Here is a 17991-nt window from a genome sequence, read left to right as displayed (position 1 = left end):
CACGAGAGGAACTCCCATGACCGTTCTCCATTCCGTGCGCGTCCACCCGTCCAAGGACAACCTGCCCCGCGAGGAGCAGCTGGCCTGGAAGATGGCCGAGGTCGCCGCCGACCCGGTCGAGGTCACCCCCGAGGTGACGGAGATGGTGATCAACCGGGTCCTGGACAACGCCTCGGTCGCGATCGCCTCCCTCAACCGCGACCCGATCGTCTCCGCCCGGGACCAGGCCCTGGCCCACGCGCCCACCCCGGGCGGCACGGGCTCGGGCCTCTACGGCGTGGACACCGCCACCCGCAAGGTCTCCCCCGAGTGGGCGGCGTGGGCCAACGGCGTGGCCGTGCGCGAGCTCGACTACCACGACACGTTCCTGGCCGCCGAGTACTCCCACCCCGGCGACAACATCCCCCCGATCCTGGCCGTGGCCCAGCACGTGGGGGCCACCGGCCACGACCTGGTCCGCGGCATCGCCACCGGCTACGAGCTGCAGGTGGACCTCGTGAAGGCGATCTGCCTGCACGCCCACAAGATCGACCACGTCGCCCACCTCGGCCCCTCCGCGGCCGCCGGGATCGGCACCCTGCTCGGCCTGCCCGTGGAGACGATCTTCCACGCCATCGGCCAGGGCCTGCACACCACCACCGCCACCCGCCAGTCCCGCAAGGGCGAGATCTCCACCTGGAAGGCCCACGCCCCGGCCTTCGCCGGGAAGATGGCCGTGGAGGCCGTGGACCGCGCCATGCGCGGGCAGACCTCCCCCACCCCCATCTACGAGGGCGAGGACGGGGTCATCGCCTGGCTGCTGGACGGCCCGGGTGCGGCCTACGAGGTCCCGCTGCCGGCCCCCGGGGAGGCCAAGGCCGCGATCCTGGACACCTACACCAAGGAGCACTCGGCGGAGTACCAGGCGCAGGCCTGGATCGACCTGGCCCGCAAGCTGCACCGCGAGCACCCCGAGGCAAAGGACCCCGACAACGTGACCTCGGTGGTGATCCGCACCAGCCACCACACCCACTACGTCATCGGCTCCGGGGCCAACGACCCGCAGAAGTACGACCCCACCGCATCGCGGGAGACCCTCGACCACTCGATCCCCTACATCTTCACCGTGGCCCTGCAGGACGGCACCTGGCACCACGTGGACTCCTACGCCCCGGAGCGCGCCGGACGCCCGGACACCGTCGAGCTGTGGCAGAAGGTGACCACCGCCGAGGACCCCGAGTGGACCCGCCGCTACCACTCCCTGGACATCAGCGAGAAGGCCTTCGGCGGGTCGGTGGAGATCACCCTCACCGACGGCACCGTGATCACCGACGAGATCGCCGTGGCCGACGCCCACCCGCTGGGCGCCCGCCCGTTCGCCCGCGAGCAGTACGTCACCAAGCTGCGGACGCTGGCCGCCGGGATCGTCGCCGACGACGAGCTGGACCGGTTCATCGCCGCCGCCGAGAACCTCCCGGCCCTGGGCGCCGGCGAGCTCGACGCCCTCAACGTCACCGCCTCGCATCCCCTGCGCACCGGCACGAAGGGAATCTTCTAAGCCATGCTGTTCTCCACCACCACCCCCGAGGCCAAGCGGATCGCCCTGCGCGAGATGCTGGCCGGCCCCCGCACCGTCCGCTTCCCCGGCGCCTACACCCCGTTGTCCACGAAGCTCATCCAGGAGCAGGGCTTCGACGGCGTCTACATCTCCGGGGCCGTGCTCGCCAACGAGCTCGGCTTCCCCGACATCGGGCTCACCGCCCTGCCCGAGGTGGCCGCCCGGGCCGGGCAGATCGCCCGGGTGACCGATCTGCCGTGCCTCGTGGACGCCGACACCGGCTTCGGCGAGCCCATGAACGTGGCCCGCACCGTCCAGGAGCTCGAGAACGCCGGCCTGGCCGGGTGCCACATCGAGGACCAGTTCAACCCCAAGCGCTGCGGCCACCTGGACGGCAAGAACGTCGTGGACCTGGCCACCGCCGTCAAGCGGATCCGGGCCGCCGCGGAGGCCCGCCGGGACCCGAACTTCCTGATCATGGCCCGCACCGACATCCGCGGCGTCGAGGGCCTGGACGCCGCCACCGACCGGGCGAAGGCCCTGGTGGACGCCGGGGCGGACGCGATCTTCCCCGAGGCCATGGCCGACCTGTCCGAGTTCGAGGCGATGCGGGCCGCGGTGGACGTGCCGATCCTGGCGAACATGACCGAGTTCGGGAAGTCGCAGCTGTTCACCGCCGACCAGCTCCAGGACGCCGGGGTGAACATGATCATCTACCCGGTGACCCTGATGCGCGCCGCCCTGGGCGCCATGGAGCGCGTGCTGGACACCCTCCGCACCGACGGCACCCAGGAGGCGGCCGTGCCGGAGATGCTCACTCGCGCCCGGCTCTACGAACTGGTGGACTACAACGGGTACAACCAGTTCGACTCCGGGGTCTTCGACTTCGAGGTCCCCGGGCTGCACCACTGACCGCACCCACCGCACCGACCACGTGAAGGAGACCACCATGACCGAGACCCAGAGCGAGGTCCACAAGGGACTGGCCGGCGTCGTCGCCGACTACACGGCCATCTCCAAGGTCAACCCGGACACCAACTCCCTGCTCTACCGCGGCTATCCCGTCCAGGAGCTCGCGGCGAACTGCTCCTTCGAGCAGGTCGCCCTGCTGCTGTGGAACGGCGAGCTGCCCACGGACGAGGAGCTGGCGGAGTTCCGGGCCCGGGAGCGGGAGCACCGGGCGCTGACGCCCGAGCTCAAGGCGATCATCGACGCCCTGCCGACCACCTGCCACCCCATGGACGTGTGCCGCACCGCGGCCTCCGTCCTGGGCGCCCAGGACCCGCAGGCCGAGGACTCCTCCCCCGCGGCGAACCTGGCCAAGGCGCAGAAGCTGTTCGCGGCGATGCCCGCCGTCGTCTGCTACGACCAGCGCCGACGCCGCGGCCAGGACGTGGTGGCCCCGCGCGACGACCTCGACTACTCGGCGAACTTCCTGTGGATGGCCTTCGGCGAGGAGGCCGACCCCCAGGTCGTCGAGGCGTTCAACGTGTCGATGATCCTCTACGCCGAGCACTCCTTCAACGCCTCGACGTTCACGGCCCGGGTGGTGACCTCGACCCTGTCGGACCTGCACTCGGCGGTCACGGCCGCCATCGGCGCGCTCAAGGGCCCGCTGCACGGCGGGGCCAACGAGGCCGTCATGGAGACGTTCGTGGAACTGGGCATCCGCAAGGAGGAGACCGAGGCCGAGGCCGAGACCCGCGCCAAGGCCTGGATGGACGAGGCCCTGGCGGCGAAGAAGAAGGTCATGGGCTTCGGCCACCGCGTGTACAAGCACGGTGACTCGCGGGTGCCCACCATGAAGGCGGCCCTGGACACGATGGTCGCCCACTACGGCCGGGGCGAGCTGCTGGGCCTGTACAACGGGCTCGAGCGGTCCATGGACCAGGCGAAGGGCATCAAGCCCAACCTCGACTACCCCGCCGGTCCCACCTACTGGCTCATGGGCTTCGACATCCCCACGTTCACCCCGCTGTTCGTGGCCGCCCGGATCACCGGCTGGACCGCGCACGTCATGGAGCAGGTGGCCGCCAACTCCCTGATCCGCCCGCTGTCCGAGTACAACGGCCCGGACGAGCGGCACCTGTAGCGCGCCGGGCAGGGGGCGGGTCCGGGGACCCGCCCCTTGCCCGTCCCCGCCGGTCCGCTCCCGTCCCGCGACGGTCCGGACGGGAGACGTCCGGGCGGGACGCGGCGGGCTCAGTAGGTGGGCGCCGCGGGCAGCCCCATGTAGTGCTCGAGCGTGGGGATGTCCTGGTCGACCATGCCGGAGGCCACGTGCACGCCGACGTAGCGCAGGTGCCACGGCTCGTAGGCGTAGCCGGTGGTCGCGGTCCGGCCGCGGGGATACCGCACGACGAAGCCGTGCTCGTGGGCGTGCTCGCGCGCCCACGCCCCGGCCGGGGTCCCCTCGAAGCAGCTCTGCAGACCGCACTCCCCGCTCGGGTCGCCGATGTCCATGACCAGCCCGGTCTGGTGCTCGCTGTGACCGGGCCTCGCCGAGATCAGGTCCGCCTGCGCCTGCCCGTAGCGCGCCACGTAGTCGCGGTAGAGGCCGGCCTGCGTGGCGTAGGAGCGGTAGCCGCTGACCGCGGTCAGAGGAGCCCCGTCCGCCGCCGCGGCCCGCTGCATCCGCCGGAACGCCGCGGCGGCGTCCGCCCGCAGGAGCTGCCCGCCCACGGACTCGAGGGGGCGCGGCACGTGGTCGGCCGGGTTGAGGGGGCGGCGCTTGTTGACGACGACGTACACCGACGCGGCACGGTCGATCTCCCGGACCACCCGGGTCCCGGCGCCGCGGGCCCAGCTGACGGACCCGCGCTGGAAGGTCTGCCGGCAGCCGCCGCCCGTGCAGGACTCCGCCGAGACCGGATACCCCAGGGCGCCGTGCTCCGCGCCGCGGCGCAGCCAGGCCGCCCGGATGCCGCCGCCGGTGGGATGCGCACCGCTCGGCCGCGACCACACCACGACCCCGCCCTCGAAGGCCTGGTGGCAGCCGGCGTCGCGCAGTCCGCACACCTCACGGCCCACGGGGTAGCCCAGCGGCCCCCGCTCGTGGTCCTGCGCGGCCCACGCGGCACGGATCGCACCCCACGTGGGACGGGCCCCGGTCCGCGGGGACCAGTGGATGGTCCCGCGCTCGAACTTCTGGTAGCAGCCGCCCCGGACGAGCCCGCACCGCTCGGCCCCCAGGGCCCGGCCGAGCCGGCCGTCCGCTCCCCCGAGCCGCTGGTGCTCGGCCTGGATCGCCGTGGCCCCGAACGCCGGGGTGCCGAGGCCGGGGAGGACCAGTCCCGGGAAGGCCAGTCCGAGGGCGAACAGCAGGACGAGCAGCGTCCGGCCCGTCCGCCCGGTCCTCCGCGTGCTGGGCTGCGTGGTCTGCCGTGTGCTGTGCCGCGTGGTCTCGCGCATGACGTCCCCGTCCGTCCGCCGAGCGGAGCGCTCGGGCGTGCGTCCAGGCTAGGCCGCGGGCGGGCCTTCCCGAAAGCACCGGCGCGTGTGTGACCCCGCCGGGACGCGCTGCCGGTGACCCGCCCCGGCTACCGGGCGCGGGGGTGGGCTGCGGCGTAGACCTCGCGCAGGGAGTCAACGGTCACCAGGGTGTAGACCTGGGTGGTGCTGACCGACGCGTGGCCGAGCAGCTCCTGGACGACCCGCAGGTCGGCGCCGCCCTCGAGGAGGTGGGTCGCGAAGGAGTGCCGCAGCGTGTGCGGGGTGATCCGGTCGCCCAGGCCCACCCGCTCCGCCGCGCTCTTCACCGTGGTCCACGCCGTCTGGCGGCTGATCCGCCCGCCCCGGGCGTTGAGGAACAGCGCGGGGGTGCCTCGTCCCCGGGCGGCGAGCGCGGGCCGGCCCCGCACGAGCCACTCGTCCACGGCGCGCACGGCCCAGGAGCCCAGCGGCACCATCCGTTCCTTGCCGCCCTTGCCGAACAGCCGCACGAAGGGCATCCCCGCGCCGCTCTCCTCCGGTTCCCCGCTGCGGCGCACGGCCCGGGAGAGGTCGTCGACGTCGAGGCCGGTCGCCTCCGAAATCCGGGCGCCCGTCGAGTAGAGCAGCTCCAGCAGCGCCCGGTCGCGCAGCTGCTGGGGGGTGTCGGTGCCGGTCGACTCGAGCAGCGCGGTGACCTGCTCGACCGGGACGGCCTTGGGCAGGCGCATCCCGGGCGTGGGCGGCTGGACGGGGGCCGCGGGGTCCGTGCGCGTCATCCCCTCGAGGACCCAGAACCGGTGGGCGCCCCGGACCGCGACGAGGATGCGGGCGGCGCTGCGGGTGCTCAGGGGCGCGCTGTCCTGCGACCCGGCGGACAGGTCCCGGAGGAAGTCGCGCACGTGACCGGTGGTGATGCCCTCCGGGGTGGTCACGGGCGGATCCGTCCGCTCGCGGAGGTGCTCGGCGTAGCGGCGCAGGTCCCGGCGGTAGGCGGCCAGCGTGTTGGCGGCCAGCCCCCGTTCGACGGCCAGGTGCTGCAGATAGCGCTCCAGGGCGCGGTCGAGCGCGTCGCCGGGGTGGTCACCGGACGGGGCGCCGGGCGAGGTCCCGGACGTCCCGTCGGTGGGGAGGCCGGTCACCGGAGGTCGGGGTGACCGGGCCACGGGGCGTCGGCCGGGCGCAGGGACCGGTAGCCCTCCGCCCGGGCGGCGTGGGCGGCGAGGACCCCGATCACCGCGGCGGGCGAGTTCAGCCGGCCCTCCAGCACCGCCCGCACCGCGCCGTCGAGCGGGACCCACGCCCCGTGGATCTCCGCCTCCTCGCCGTCCCGCTCGTGGAGCTCGTGGTCCGGGACGTCGCTGAGACCACGGGCCAGGAAGATCCGGTTGGCCTCCGAGGAGGAACCGGGGCTGTTGTGGAAGTCCACGAGCACGTCCCAGCGCTCGGCCCGCAGGTCGGCCTCCTCCGCGAGCTCCCGCTGGGCCGCCACGGCGGGGTCCTCCCCCTCGACATCGAGCAGGCCGGCGGGGATCTCCCACATGGTCATCCCGACCGGCCGGCGGTACTGGTTGATCAGGAACACCTCGTCGCGGTCGTTGAGCACGAGCACGGACACGGCGCCGGGGTGGGTGATGTAGTCGCGCCGCAGCGGGTCCTCCCCCCTGGCGAGCTCGAACTCGTCGCGCCGGACGTCCCAGATGAAGCCCTCGTAGACCGTCTCGGAGGCCACCGTGCGGCGGTCGCTGAGCTGGTCGGAGAGCTCCTCGGGTGCGAGGTGGCGGATGTCCATGGGGTCTCTTTCGGAACGGCCGCCGTCGCGGGGCGACGGGAGCGGCGGGCGGGGTGCGGATGGGGAGACGGTGCAGGCGCCGGTCCTCGCGAGGACCGGCGCCTGCACCGGGACGCCCGTGCGGTGACGGGCGGGGGCTCAGCGGCCCTCGGCCTCACGGCGCTCGAGGGCCGCCTTGACGAGCCCGTCGAACAGCGGGTGCGGGCGGGTCGGGCGGGACATGAGCTCGGGGTGCGCCTGGGTGCCCACGTAGTACGGGTGGACGTCGGCGGGCAGCTCCACGAACTCCACGAGGGTGCCGCCCGGAGAGGTCCCGGAGATCACGAGCCCCGCCTCCTCGAGGCGCTCCCGGTACTCGTTGTTGACCTCGTAACGGTGACGGTGGCGCTCCTTGACCTCGGTGGAGCCGTAGGCGCCGGCCACGACGGACCCGGGCCGCAGCTGCGCGTCGTAGAGGCCGAGCCGCATGGTGCCGCCCAGGTCACCGGCACCCTCGACGAACTGCTTCTGCTCGTCCATGGTCGCCACGACCGGGTGGGCGGTCTCCGGCTCGAACTCGGTCGAGGAGGCCCCCGCCAGGCCGAGCTCCGAGCGGGCGAACTCGATGACCATGCACTGCAGGCCCAGGCACAGCCCGAGGGTCGGGATGCGGTGCTCCCGGGCGAAGCGCAGGGTGCCGAGCTTGCCCTCGATGCCGCGGATGCCGAAGCCCCCGGGGACGCAGATCGCGTCGACGTCGCCGAGCTCGCGCTGGGCGCCCTCCGGCGTCTCGCACAGGTCCGAGGCCACCCACTTGATCTTCACGCGGGCGTCGTTGGCGAAGCCGCCGGCCCGCAGGGCCTCGGAGACCGACAGGTAGGCGTCCGGCAGGTCGATGTACTTGCCGACCATGGCCACCGTGACGAAGTGGGAGGGCTCGTGCACGGCCTTGAGCAGCCGCTCCCACTGCGCCAGGTCCGCGTCCCGGTAGTCCAGCCCCAGGTAGTCGAGGATGTAGGTGTCGAGCCCCTGGCTGTGCAGGGTCCGGGGGATGTCGTAGATGCTCGGGGCGTCGGGGCAGGAGATCACGGCGTCGTGGTCGACGTCGCAGGCGTTGCCGATCTTGCGCAGCATCGTGTCCGGCACCTGCCGGTCGGAGCGCAGCACCAGCGCGTCCGGCTGGATGCCGAGCCCGCGCAGCGCCGCCACGGAGTGCTGGGTCGGCTTGGTCTTCAGCTCGCCCGAAGGACCGATGTACGGGATCAGGGAGACGTGCAGGTAGAACACGTTGCGGCGGCCGACGTCCTGGCGGACCTGCCGCGCGGCCTCGAGGAACGGCTGGGACTCGATGTCGCCGACCGTGCCGCCGATCTCGGTGATGATGATGTCCGGCTGGTCGTCGCCCTGCGCGCGGCGGCGCATGCGGTTCTTCAGCTCGTCGGTGATGTGGGGGATGACCTGGACGGTGTCCCCGAGGTACTCGCCGCGGCGCTCCTTGGCGATGACCGTGGAGTACACCTGTCCGGTGGTCACGTTCGCAGAGGCGTCGAGGTTCTCGTCGAGGAACCGCTCGTAGTGGCCGATGTCGAGGTCGGTCTCCGCCCCGTCGTCGGTCACGAAGACCTCGCCGTGCTGGAAGGGGTTCATGGTGCCCGGATCGACGTTGAGGTACGGATCCAGCTTCTGCATCGTCACGGAGAGCCCGCGCGCCCGCAGCAGCATCCCGAGGGACGAGGCCGTCAGGCCCTTGCCGAGGGAGGAGGCCACGCCGCCCGTCACGAAGATCTGGCGGGTCACCTTGCCCGGTCGCTGGTTTTCGGTCTGCTGTGCGCCGGCCTCGTGGGCGGCTTCGTTTGCATTCACCACGGAATTCGACCCTATCATTCTTGTCCGCTCAGGACGTCGGTTGCGTGCTGGGGATCACCGGGCGGCGGCACCTCAGAGCACCGCGCCACGGACGAGCTCCCGGGCGTGCTCACGGGCCGCCGCGGAGTCCTCGTGGCCGGCGAGCATGCGGGCGAGCTCCACCACGCGCTCCTCCGCGTCGAGCACGCGCACGTCGCTGACCGTGGCGTCCGTGCTCTTCGTGACGAGGATGTGCTGGTCGGCGAACGCCGCGACCTGCGGCAGGTGCGTCACCACGAGGACCTGGACGTGCTGGGCGAGCATCTTCAGCCGGCGGCCGATCTCCACGGCGGCCTTGCCGCCCACCCCCGAGTCCACCTCGTCGAAGACGAAGGTGGGCACGGGGTCCACGGCGGCGAGGACCACCTCGATGGCGAGCATGAGGCGGGACAGCTCACCGCCGGAGGCGCCCTTGCCGAGGGGCCGGGGCGCGGCGGCGGCGTGCGGTCTGAGGAGGAACGAGATCTCGTCCCTCCCGTGGCCGGAGAACTCCTCGGTGGGCTCGACCTCGATGACGAGGGAGGCGTTGGGCATGGCCAGTGCCGTGAGCTCGGAGCTGACGGCACCGGAGAGCCGGTGGGCGGCGTCCCGGCGCCGTTCGGTCATCCGCGCGGCCAGCTCGCTCAGCTCGGCGTGCAGCTGCTCGAGCCGCGCCCGGAGCTCCTGCTCCCGCGCGGGGTCGTCCGTCAGCTCGTCGAGGCGCGCCCGCGAGCGCCCCGCCCAGTCGAGGACCTCGTCCACGGTGGCGCCGTACTTGCGGGTCAGGGACTTGAGCTTGGCCCGCCGGGACTCCACCTCGGCCAGGCGGGCGGGGCCCTCGTCGTCGAGCCCCGAGGCGTATCCCGAGAGGTCCGCGGCGATGTCGTTGACGAGCACGGCCAGCTCGGCGACCCGCCCCGACAGCTCCTCGAGATCACGGTCGGAGCCGGCCTCCTGCTCCAGGGCCCGGTGCGCCGCCGCCACGAGGGCGGTCGCGTCCGGGGTGTCGGCGTCGGCGAACTCCCCGCCGCTCAGAGCGGCGTGGGCCGTGAGGGCGGCGGCGCGCAGCTGCTCGAGGTTGGTCAGCTTCTGGCTCTCCTGGTCGAGGCGCTCGTCCTCGCCGGGCTGGGGGTCCACGGCGTCGATCTCCTCGAGGGCGCCCTGCAGACTCTGCGCCTCGAGGGCGCGTTCGCGGCCGTGCTCGGTGACCTCGCGCAGGGTCTGCTGCACGGAGCGGTACTCGGCGAGGCGCTCCCGGTAGCGGCGCAGCTCGGCGGCCAGCTCCTCCCCCGCGTACTGGTCCAGGGCGTGGCGCTGGGCGGCCGGGGACCTCAGCCGCAGCTGGTCGGACTGGCCGTGCACCGCCACCAGGGTCTGGCCCACCGCGGAGAGGGTGCCCACGGGAGCGGAGCGGCCACCGACGTGGGCGCGGCTGCGCCCCTCCGCGGTCACCGTCCGCGCGACGGTGATGAGGGCCTCCTCGGCGTCCCCGACGGCCTCGACGTCCACCGCGCCGCCGGCGTCCTCGACGAGGACCGCGGCGGGATGGCCGGCCGGCACCCGCACGACGGCCTCGGCGACGGCCTTGGGCGCCCCGGAGCGCACGGCGCCGGCGTCGGAGCGGTTGCCCAGCAGCATCCCGAGGGCGGTCACCACCATGGTCTTGCCCGCGCCGGTCTCACCGGAGAGGATGCTCAGCCCCGGGCCGAGGGGCAGCACGGCGTCGGTGATGACCCCGAGGTCGTGGATGCGGATCTCCTCGATCATTCAGCCGGCCTCCCCGGACTCGTCGCGGGTGCGGTGGGCGCCGGGGCGTCCGGCTCGTGCGGCATCTCGTGCCCGACGGTGGACTTCTGCTGCTCCTGCGCCTCGTCGCCGCGGACGACGGGCAGGGCCGTGGTCCGCGCCGCGGCCGCCTCGTGCGGGGGCACCGGCCCCCGCCAGCCGCTCGTGGGCAGCTCGAACTTCCGCACGAGCCGCTCCGAGAAGGGGGTGAGGTGCATCCGCGCGAGATTGACCGCCTTCGGGGAGCGCACCACCTCGATCCGGGAGCCCGGCGGCAGCTCGGTGGTCCGGCGGCCGTCGCACCACAGCACGCCGCGGGCGTCGGTGCGGGTGAGGACCTCGACGGCCATCATGGAGTTCGGGGAGATGACCAGGGGCCGGGAGAACAGGGCGTGGGCGCTGAGGGGCACCATGAGCAGCGCCTCGACCTCTGGCCACACCACGGGCCCGCCCGCGGAGAACGCGTAGGCGGTGGAGCCGGTCGGGGTGGCGAGGACCACACCGTCGCACCCGAAGGTGCTCAGCGGCCGGCGGTCCACCTCGATGACCACCTCGACCATCTTCTCGCGGTCGCCCTTCTCCACCGAGGCCTCGTTCAGCGCCCAGGTGTGCAGGACCTTCTTCTCGCCCTGCCACACGGTGACGTCGATCGTCATGCGCTGCTCCACCGTGTAGCGCCCGTCCACGATGGCCTCCACGGACTCGCGCAGGTCGGAGCGCTCGCTCTCGGCGAGGAAGCCCACGTGGCCCAGGTTGACCCCGAGCAGCGGGGTGTCCACGCTGCGCACCAGTTCGGCGGCGCGCAGGATGGACCCGTCCCCGCCGAGCACCATGACGAGCTCGATCTCCCGCAGGGAGACGTCCTCCTCGATGACCTCCACGGGCGCGAGCGGCTCCGCGTCCTCCTGGAGCGCCTCGAGGTCCGCCCGCGAGATCACCGGCACCAGGCCGGCCTCGTGCAGCTGGAGACAGGAGTCGCGGGCGGCGTCCTTGGCCTCTTGCCGGCCCATGTGGGCCATGACCAGGATCTTTCTGCTCACCGGGTCCTCCCGTTCTCGACTGCTCGGTGCGCGCGGGCGTCGTCAGGACCGGGACCGGCCCGTGGCGCACGCCGTGCCCGCGGACCGGGCACCGCTCACCACCCTACGCGAGGGCGGGGACAGTCAGGACGGCCGGTCCCGGCGGCACCACAGGAAGAACTCGTGGTTGCCGTCCTGGCCCGGCAGCGGGCTGCGCTCCCGGCCCCGGACCGACAGTCCGTGGGCCCGGGCGGCGGCGGCCACGGCCTCGACGGCCCGGGCCCGCTCCTGCTCGCTCGTGACCACCCCCGTGCGCGCGAGGCGCTCGGCACCGACCTCGAACTGCGGCTTGACCATGAGCACGAGGTCACCGCCCGGCACCGTGGCCGCCGCCAGCGGCTCCAGGACCAGGGTGAGCGAGATGAAGGACAGGTCGCAGACCGTGAGCTCCGCCGGGCCGCCGATGTCCTCGGGGCGCATCCAGCGCACGTTCATGCCCTCCAGCACCCGCACCCGGGGGTCGGCCCGGAGCGAGGGGTCGAGCTGGTCGTGGCCCACGTCCACGGCGACCACCTCCCGGGCGCCCCGTCGCAGCAGCACGTCGGTGAACCCGCCCGTCGAGGCGCCGGCGTCGAGGCACCGCTTGCCCGCCACGCCGATGTCCGGGAAGGCCGCGAGCGCTCCGGCGAGCTTGTGCCCGGCCCGGCTGACGTAGTCCGGGACGTCCGCGGGCCGGACCTCCAGCAGGTCCTCGGGGCCGACCCGGACGGAGGGCTTGGTCGCGGGGCGGCCGTTCACGAGGACCCGGCCCTCGCCGATCCACCGGGCGGCGACCGTGCGGGAGCGGGCCAGCGCCCGCGCGGTCAGCTCCTGGTCGAGACGGGAGCTCACCGGTGCGCCGCCTCCTCCTGTCCGGTGCCGGGTCGCGGCACGAGGCCGGCGGGGACCGTGCCGGGCTCGGCGTCGAGCTCGGCGACGAGTGCCGCGTGCAGCTCGTCGTAGCGGCCGGGGTGCTCCGCGACCGGCAGCGCCTCCAGCTCACCGGCACGGTCCAGCACGGCGTCCACCCGGGCGTGACCGGTCGGGCGCAGGGCTGCGCCGTCGTCCCCGGCCGGGCGCTGCGCCCCGGCGCCCCCGGTCACTCGCCCGCCTCCCACTCGGGGTCCGGGACCACGGGGACGTCGGTGTCGGGGTGCGCCGCCCACCAGGCCGCGCACGCGGCCCGCCAGGCGTCGAGGTCGTCCTGGGCGCCGCGGATCCGCAGCCGCGTGCCGTCGGTCTCGGCCTCCGCCGCTCCGCAGCGCGCGGAGTGCGCTCCGGCGGAGGACGAGACCTCGACCTCGGGATACGGCTCGAAGAGCGCGTGCAGGGTCCCGACGACGTGGTCCGGGCGCTCCGCGCTGCACGCGGCGAGGATCGTGTGCACGGTGTCCACCCCGGTGAGGACCGCGATCGTCGCGAAGCCGGCGGCGTTGCCGCCCCGGATGTCGGTGTCCAGCCGGTCCCCCAGCACCACGGGCCGGGCGCTGCCCGCCCGCTCGGCGGCGGTGCGGAAGATGGGGGCCTCCGGCTTGCCGGCCACGACCGGCGGCCGCGCCGTCGTGGCCGCCACGGCGGCCACGAGCGTGCCGTTGCCGGGCGCCAGACCGCGGGCCTGCGGAATGGTGCGGTCGGTGTTGGTCGCGACCCACAGCACGTCCGGGTCGGCCAGCGTGTACGCGGCCTCGGCCAGCTCGGCCCAGCCCAGGCCGGGGTCGAAGCCCTGGATCACGGCGCGGGGCTCGTCGGACTGGGCGCGGACCGGGACCAGTCCGGCCTCCGCGACGACGTCGGCCAGGGCCTGGGAACCGGTGACGAGCACCGCGGTGCCGGCCGGGACCCGCTGCGCCAGGAGCTCGGCTCCCGCCTGCGCGGCGCTCACCACGCCGTCCGGGCCGGTGGGCACGCCCAGGTCCGTCAGGTGCTCGGCGACCGTCGCGACGGAGCGCGAGGCGTTGTTCGTCACGAACACCACGGGCACGCCGTCCGCGGCGATCCGGCGGAGGACCTCCGGTGCGCCGGGGATGGCGTGCGGGCCGGCGTAGACGACGCCGTCCAGATCGCTCAGGACGGCGTCGTACCGGTCGAGCAGCCGCTCAGCCACGCCGCGGGCCGCCGTCCGTGCCGTCGCTCGCCTCGTCACGCGCGTCGTCACGCGCGTCGTCGCCGTCGAGGTCGGTGAGATCCTCGTCGTCGTCCGGGTCGAGGTCGGCCTCGGAGCCGCCCTCGAAGTCGTCGTCCGGGTCCAGGTCGTGCTCCGAGCCCTCCGCCTCGTCGTCCGGATCCAGGTCCGGTTCCTCCTCGGTGCCCTCGTCGAGCACGTCCTCGCTCTCGTCGTCCGCCCCGCCGTCGGGGTCGAGGCCCGGATTGTCGCCGGAGGCCTCGACCGCGTCTGCGGCCGGTGCGTCCGCCGGGTCCGAGGTCGGGTCCTGGGCCGTGTCCTCGGCGTCGGCCAGGACGACGCCGCCGGCCGGCACCTGCTCGGTCTCCTCCTCGTCGTCGAAGTCGACGATCTCCGGCTCGGCGAACTGCCCCGTCCCGAGGGCGGCCTCGGCCACCACGGCCTGCCGGTCCCAGGTCAGGGCCTCGCGGTCCCTGCCGACGCCCCGCAGGGCCTCGGCGTAGGCGCGGAACAGCCGGGGGCTGTAGGGGAAGCCCCGGTTCCTGTCCAGCTGCGGAATGGTCAGCGCGTCCACCGCACCCTGGGCGTCCCCCTGGTCCCGGCGCATGCCGGCCAGCACGATGGCCAGTTCCACCTTCTCGCTGGGCTCGAGCGACTGCACGGCCTCCGACGTCGCGAGCTCCACAGCCTTGTCCAGGCGTCCGAGGGCCCGCTCGCAGTCGACCATCAGGGGCAGGTGGATGTCGGCTCCGGTCATCCGGCGGAACGTGCGCAGCTCCTTGAGCGCCAGTGCGTAGTCACCCGCCTCGTACGCCGCGACGCCGGTCGCCTCCCGCACGGCGGCGATGCGGCCGCCGCGCCGTCCCGCCGCCTGCGCGTGCTCCAGCGCGAGCTCGGGGACGTCGAAGAGGTAGCGCCCGGCCATGACCAGGTGCTTCGCGACGGCCTCGGCGTTGCGCGGCTCGAGCGCCCCCAGCTGGGCACGGGTCGGCTTGTCGAGCTCACGGCCCGTGATGTCCTCGTCCACCTCGGGCGCCCGGTGACGGTGGGTCGAGACGTCGTCCCGGTCGTCACGCCGGCCCCGGTAGCCCTCGTCGCGGTCCGGGAACCCGCCGCGTCGGTCACCTCGCGGCGCGTACCCGCCGCGGCGGTCGTCGCCGTGGCCTCCGCGACGGTCACCTTGCCGGTCGTCCCGCCGGTCACCTCGCGGGGCGTACCCGCCACGACGCTCGTCCTGCCGGTCATCGCGGCGACCGCGGTAGCCCTCGCCCTCCCGGCGCGGCCCCCGCTCACCCTGCCGGTCGTCACGCCGGTCACCGCGGGGGGCGTACCCGCCACGACGGTCGTCCTGCCGGTCATCGCGCCGGTCGCCTCGCGGGGCGTAGCCACCGCGACGGTCGTCCTGGCGGTCGTCGCGGCGACCGCGGTAGCCCTCGCCCTCCCGGCGCGGCCCCCGCTCACCCTGCCGGTCATCACGCCGGTCACCGCGCGGGGCGTACCCGCCACGACGGTCGTCCTGCCGGTCATCGCGCCGGTCACCGCGCGGGGCGTAGCCACCGCGACGCTCGTCCTGGCGGTCGTCGCGGCGACCGCGGTAGCCCTCGCCCTCACGACGCGGCCCCCGCTCACCCTGACGGTCATCACGCCGGCGGTCGTCGCTGTAGCCTCCGCGACGATCACCTTGCCGGTCGTCCCGCCGGTCGCCTCGCGGCGCGTACCCGCCACGACGGTCGTCCTGACGGTCGCGGCCGGGCCGGTCGGCGGCTCCGCGGTCCTGGGAGTTGCGTCCGCGCGCCTCGCCGTCGCGAGCCGGACCGCGCTGCCCCTCGTCGAAACGGCGTCGGGGCTGGGCGCCGGAGCGGTCGCCCTCGCGCCCGGCTCCTCCGCCGGACCGGCGGTCGCCGGAATGTCCGTTCCGACGCTCGTCCCGGGACCCGTGCTGGAAAGACTCGGACACGTACCGCTCCTCTGTGCCGACGCGGTGCCGGTCGGCTCTCGTGGATGTCGGCGGTGGCCGGAGAACGGTCCGCCATGATGATCGTTCCCATTGTATAAGCAGGTCCGACGACCCTCTGTCCCGATTCGTCCCCGGCCGCTCCCTCGTCGGATGATGGGCTCATGTCCAAAAAACCCCTCACGTCCCACCTCCTGGTGCGCGTGCTGCTCGGCATCGTCCTGGGCGTCGCCTGCGGTCTGTTCTTTCCCGAACCGCTCGCCCGAGTCTTCCTGACGTTCAACGGCCTCTTCAGCGCTTTCCTCGGCTTCATCGTCCCGCTGCTGATCGTCGGTCTCGTCACCCCGGCCATCGGCGACCTCGGCAGAGGGGCCGGCAAGTGGCTCGGCGTGACCGCCGCCATCGCGTACGCCTCCACCGTCCTCTCCGGTCTGCTGGCCTTCGCCGTCGCCCGCGCCGGATACCCGTGGCTGCTGGCCGGGGAGCGAGACGTCGACGCCCTGGCCAACCCGGAGGAGAGCGCCCTCGCCGGCTTCTTCACGCTCGAGATGGAACCCGTGTTCGGCGTCATGACAGCGCTTCTCCTGGCCTTCTGCCTGGGGGTGGGCATCACCCTCATACCGGGTGACACCCTCCACCGGAGCATGGACGACCTGCGCCGGATCATCATGCGCATCGTGGAGCTGGTCATCATCCCGCTGCTGCCCCTCTACATCTTCGGGATGTTCATGGGCCTCACCACGAACGGACAGATCCTGGTGGTCGTCGCCACCTTCTCGAAGGTGGTGCTCGTCGCCCTGGCCCTGTCCGTCGTGCTGCTCGTCGCCCAGTACGTCGTCGCGGGGATCTACGTGGGCCGCAACCCCGCGACCCTGCTGAAGAACATGCTGCCTGCCTACGCCACAGCGCTGGGCACGTCGTCCTCCGCCGCGACCATCCCGGTCACCCTGAGGTGCGCGGAGGCCAACGGCGTCCGTCCGTCCGTGGCAGGCTTCGTGATCCCGCTGAGCGCGACGATCCACCTCGCCGGGTCCACGCTGAAGATCGTGCTGTTCTCGACGGCCGTCATGACCATCACCGGCACCGCCATCGACGACGTGGCCTACGTGGGCTTGATCCTCATGCTGGGGATCACGATGGTCGCCGCCCCGGGCGTTCCCGGCGGCGCGATCATGGCCGCCGTGGGTCTGCTCCAGGGCATGCTCGGCTTCGACGAGACCGCGGTGGCCCTGATGATCGCCACGTACATCGCCATCGACTCCTTCGGCACCGCGACGAACGTGACCGGGGACGGTGCCATCGCCGTGGTCATGAACAAGCTCATCGGCCGGCACACCGCGACCGGATCCGCACAGGAGAGCCCGGCGGAGCTGACGCTGTCGGACGCACACACCGCTCGGTAGTCGTCCGGCTCCATCCGCTGCGGGGCGGGGCCCCGCAGCGCCCGCTCGGTCGGTCTCCTTCGACCGGATGCCGCGGATCGTTCCCGAAGCTCCGCCTTGACCCGAGGTCCGGCGTCGGAGCCATCATCGGGCGGGGCACCCGTGCGGTGCCCCGCCGAGGAGCCGAGGGACGGCTCCGCCGGAGCAGAGGAGCCCTTCCAAGACGAAGTATCTGATCTCGTTCCCGAGTGAGGCCATGGTGGTCCCCGAGGAGGATTTCGAGGCGGTGGTGGAGGCCTCGCACGCCGCCATCGAGGAGGCCAAGGCGGCGGGCGTGTACGTCTTCGGCGGCGGGATCGACGAGGCATTCCCCGGCCGTGGGCCGAGCGGCCCGCGGGACATCAGGGACGAAGCATCCAGTAGAGCTCGGTGACCATGTCGGCAGGGTCGTCCCCCGGCCGCGGCTCGGTCACGTAAACCTCCCACATGCGGTCGCCGAGGGCGAGCCCCTGCTGCCCCGCCCACTCCGCCAGGTGCTGCCAGGATCGCCCGAGGTCGTCGTAGTTGCCGCGGTGCACGGACGTCGCCACGCGAGAGGCGGACAGCCGGCCCGCCACCACTGCGCCCTTCGGGGAGACCTCCCCCTGCACCGGGAAACCCACCTCCAGGTGCACCGTCTCCGCCGGAACCCCGTGGTAGACGGCCATCGGAGGACCCGTCGGCTCGAACGCCCCGTCGGACATCGCCTGTCCCAGTTCGCCGAAGGCGCGGTCGAAGAACTCCCGCAGCTCGCCCATGGCCACCGTTCCCGTCACCACCGCCGTGGGCTGCTCGTCCTGCTCGATCACCCTCGGGGTGAATGACTCATGGTCGGTCGCATCCATGCCCGCATTATCCGCTGTCGGCCGGTCCCGCGCTTCTGTGACGGACAGCGGTCGGTCCGTGGAGCGGCGGCCGTATCGCAGGTCCGGCTCGCTCGCCGGCGGCAGCGCGGCCCAAGGATGAGCACAGGCCCTCACCGTGGAATGAGGGCCTGTGCCGTAGAGCTCGTGCTGGATGATGGGTGTTG

General features: G+C 73.4%; 16 protein-coding genes and 1 pseudogene. 6 read left to right on the top strand and 11 right to left on the bottom strand.

The features are described from left to right. Positions 1 to 16: 16 nt before the first annotated feature. Genes E7Z53_RS09250 through E7Z53_RS09240 form a run of 3 tightly spaced genes read left to right on the top strand, consistent with a single transcriptional unit; the run spans position 17 to position 3629 of the window. Positions 17 to 1537, top strand: coding sequence for an MmgE/PrpD family protein (locus E7Z53_RS09250; protein WP_017834268.1), 1521 nt, complete (start codon positions 17 to 19; stop codon positions 1535 to 1537). Between the two features lie 3 nt (positions 1538 to 1540). Next, positions 1541 to 2449 (top strand): methylisocitrate lyase, encoded by a 909-nt coding sequence (gene prpB, locus E7Z53_RS09245; protein ID WP_017834269.1) that lies wholly within the window; start codon positions 1541 to 1543, stop codon positions 2447 to 2449. 37 nt (positions 2450 to 2486) lie between these two features. After that, positions 2487 to 3629 carry a bifunctional 2-methylcitrate synthase/citrate synthase gene (locus E7Z53_RS09240; protein WP_109223012.1) on the top strand — a complete coding sequence of 381 codons (1143 nt, stop codon included), beginning with the start codon at positions 2487 to 2489 and terminating at the stop codon, positions 3627 to 3629. Between the two features lie 110 nt (positions 3630 to 3739). On the opposite strand, the gene E7Z53_RS20300 is transcribed toward E7Z53_RS09240, so the two are convergent. From E7Z53_RS20300 to E7Z53_RS09180, 10 genes are all read right to left on the bottom strand, one after another. Further along, positions 3740 to 4948 carry a D-alanyl-D-alanine carboxypeptidase family protein gene (locus E7Z53_RS20300; RefSeq protein ID WP_255219515.1) on the bottom strand — a complete coding sequence of 403 codons (1209 nt, stop codon included), beginning with the start codon at positions 4946 to 4948 and terminating at the stop codon, positions 3740 to 3742. Between the two features lie 128 nt (positions 4949 to 5076). After that, the gene (locus E7Z53_RS09220) at positions 5077 to 6108 is read right to left on the bottom strand and encodes a site-specific tyrosine recombinase XerD (RefSeq protein ID WP_109223008.1); all 1032 of its coding nucleotides are present in this window, start codon (positions 6106 to 6108) and stop codon (positions 5077 to 5079) included. Further along, positions 6105 to 6758, bottom strand: coding sequence for an NUDIX domain-containing protein (locus tag E7Z53_RS09215; RefSeq protein ID WP_017834272.1), 654 nt, complete (start codon positions 6756 to 6758; stop codon positions 6105 to 6107). Before E7Z53_RS09215 ends, E7Z53_RS09220 begins: the two co-directional genes overlap by 4 nt. Before the next feature lie 138 nt (positions 6759 to 6896). Continuing rightward, on the bottom strand, positions 6897 to 8621 hold the full coding sequence (locus tag E7Z53_RS09210) for a CTP synthase (protein WP_035924074.1): 1725 nt from the start codon (positions 8619 to 8621) through the stop codon (positions 6897 to 6899). Positions 8622 to 8675: 54 nt separating this feature from the next. Further along, a complete protein-coding gene (gene recN, locus E7Z53_RS09205; protein WP_176337652.1) occupies positions 8676 to 10388 on the bottom strand; it encodes a DNA repair protein RecN in 1713 nt (570 codons plus the stop codon). Beyond that, positions 10385 to 11446 (bottom strand): NAD kinase, encoded by a 1062-nt coding sequence (locus E7Z53_RS09200; RefSeq protein WP_081994162.1) that lies wholly within the window; start codon positions 11444 to 11446, stop codon positions 10385 to 10387. The genes recN and E7Z53_RS09200 overlap by 4 nt, the downstream gene beginning before the upstream one ends. A gap of 123 nt (positions 11447 to 11569) precedes the next feature. Continuing rightward, positions 11570 to 12316 carry a TlyA family RNA methyltransferase gene (locus E7Z53_RS09195; RefSeq protein ID WP_176337651.1) on the bottom strand — a complete coding sequence of 249 codons (747 nt, stop codon included), beginning with the start codon at positions 12314 to 12316 and terminating at the stop codon, positions 11570 to 11572. Further along, a complete protein-coding gene (locus E7Z53_RS09190; RefSeq protein ID WP_109244423.1) occupies positions 12313 to 12567 on the bottom strand; it encodes a hypothetical protein in 255 nt (84 codons plus the stop codon). Before E7Z53_RS09190 ends, E7Z53_RS09195 begins: the two co-directional genes overlap by 4 nt. Next, the gene (locus E7Z53_RS09185; RefSeq protein ID WP_126350059.1) at positions 12564 to 13568 is read right to left on the bottom strand and encodes an HAD-IIA family hydrolase; all 1005 of its coding nucleotides are present in this window, start codon (positions 13566 to 13568) and stop codon (positions 12564 to 12566) included. The genes E7Z53_RS09190 and E7Z53_RS09185 overlap by 4 nt, the downstream gene beginning before the upstream one ends. Beyond that, on the bottom strand, positions 13561 to 14613 hold the full coding sequence (locus E7Z53_RS09180) for a hypothetical protein (protein ID WP_176337650.1): 1053 nt from the start codon (positions 14611 to 14613) through the stop codon (positions 13561 to 13563). Before E7Z53_RS09180 ends, E7Z53_RS09185 begins: the two co-directional genes overlap by 8 nt. Positions 14614 to 14625: 12 nt before the next feature. Here E7Z53_RS09180 and E7Z53_RS09175 point away from each other — a divergent pair, with 12 nt between their 5' ends. The 3 genes and pseudogenes from E7Z53_RS09175 to E7Z53_RS19985 form a co-directional block, all read left to right on the top strand. Further along, positions 14626 to 15621, top strand: coding sequence for a hypothetical protein (locus tag E7Z53_RS09175; protein ID WP_176337649.1), 996 nt, complete (start codon positions 14626 to 14628; stop codon positions 15619 to 15621). Between the two features lie 83 nt (positions 15622 to 15704). After that, positions 15705 to 16943 carry a dicarboxylate/amino acid:cation symporter gene (locus tag E7Z53_RS09170; RefSeq protein WP_176337648.1) on the top strand — a complete coding sequence of 413 codons (1239 nt, stop codon included), beginning with the start codon at positions 15705 to 15707 and terminating at the stop codon, positions 16941 to 16943. Between the two features lie 235 nt (positions 16944 to 17178). After that, positions 17179 to 17286: pseudogene (locus tag E7Z53_RS19985) on the top strand (transcription initiation protein); the annotation flags it as partial. Between the two features lie 37 nt (positions 17287 to 17323). Here the strand turns inward: E7Z53_RS19985 and E7Z53_RS09160 are convergent. Continuing rightward, entirely contained in the window at positions 17324 to 17806 is a 483-nt protein-coding gene (locus E7Z53_RS09160) for a GyrI-like domain-containing protein (protein ID WP_017834283.1), read from the bottom strand. Positions 17807 to 17991 lie beyond the last annotated feature (185 nt).

This window comes from Kocuria salina, from assembly GCF_013368965.1.
GTDB lineage: Bacteria > Actinomycetota > Actinomycetes > Actinomycetales > Micrococcaceae > Kocuria > Kocuria rosea.
Note: the sequence above shows the minus strand (reverse complement) of the source record. Positions and strands in the feature narration are given on the sequence as shown.

Excerpts from the sequence above, each read along its gene's own strand:
- E7Z53_RS09250 (WP_017834268.1), top strand. The coding sequence starts at position 17 with ATGACCGTTCTCCATTCCGTGCGCGTCCACCCGTCCAAGGACAACCTG.
- prpB (WP_017834269.1), top strand. The coding sequence starts at position 1,541 with ATGCTGTTCTCCACCACCACCCCCGAGGCCAAGCGGATCGCCCTGCGC.
- E7Z53_RS09240 (WP_109223012.1), top strand. The coding sequence starts at position 2,487 with ATGACCGAGACCCAGAGCGAGGTCCACAAGGGACTGGCCGGCGTCGTC.
- E7Z53_RS20300 (WP_255219515.1), bottom strand. The coding sequence starts at position 4,948 with ATGCGCGAGACCACGCGGCACAGCACACGGCAGACCACGCAGCCCAGC.
- E7Z53_RS09215 (WP_017834272.1), bottom strand. The coding sequence starts at position 6,758 with ATGGACATCCGCCACCTCGCACCCGAGGAGCTCTCCGACCAGCTCAGC.
- E7Z53_RS09210 (WP_035924074.1), bottom strand. The coding sequence starts at position 8,621 with ATGATAGGGTCGAATTCCGTGGTGAATGCAAACGAAGCCGCCCACGAG.
- recN (WP_176337652.1), bottom strand. The coding sequence starts at position 10,388 with ATGATCGAGGAGATCCGCATCCACGACCTCGGGGTCATCACCGACGCC.
- E7Z53_RS09170 (WP_176337648.1), top strand. The coding sequence starts at position 15,705 with ATGTCCAAAAAACCCCTCACGTCCCACCTCCTGGTGCGCGTGCTGCTC.
- E7Z53_RS09160 (WP_017834283.1), bottom strand. The coding sequence starts at position 17,806 with ATGGATGCGACCGACCATGAGTCATTCACCCCGAGGGTGATCGAGCAG.